Source organism: Enterobacter sp. V87_3, from assembly GCF_029967835.1.
GTDB classification, from domain to species: domain Bacteria; phylum Pseudomonadota; class Gammaproteobacteria; order Enterobacterales; family Enterobacteriaceae; genus Enterobacter; species Enterobacter cancerogenus.
Genome location: NZ_JASCAM010000009.1, coordinates 1 through 537, shown reverse-complemented (window position 1 = coordinate 537; position 537 = coordinate 1). Strand labels below are relative to the sequence as shown.

The 537-nt window shown below is 53.4% G+C and carries 1 rRNA gene; it reads left to right on the top strand.

From position 1 onward, the window contains the following. Positions 1 to 537 (top strand): 23S ribosomal RNA (locus QLG21_RS00580); the annotation flags it as partial.

Below are 537 nucleotides of genomic sequence, written 5' to 3'. Positions count from 1 at the left end.
GTTGTTGGGTAGGGGAGCGTTCTGTAAGCCGTTGAAGGTGTGCTGTGAGGCATGCTGGAGGTATCAGAAGTGCGAATGCTGACATAAGTAACGATAAAGCGGGTGAAAAGCCCGCTCGCCGGAAGACCAAGGGTTCCTGTCCAACGTTAATCGGGGCAGGGTGAGTCGACCCCTAAGGCGAGGCCGAAAGGCGTAGTCGATGGGAAACAGGTTAATATTCCTGTACTTGGTGTTACTGCGAAGGGGGGACGGAGAAGGCTATGTTAGCCGGGCGACGGTTGTCCCGGTTTAAGCATGTAGGCGGAGGTTCCAGGTAAATCCGGTTCCTTGTTAACGCTGAGGTGTGATGACGAGGCACTACGGTGCTGAAGTAACAAATGCCCTGCTTCCAGGAAAAGCCTCTAAGCATCAGGTAACACGAAATCGTACCCCAAACCGACACAGGTGGTCAGGTAGAGAATACCAAGGCGCTTGAGAGAACTCGGGTGAAGGAACTAGGCAAAATGGTGCCGTAACTTCGGGAGAAGGCACGCTGAT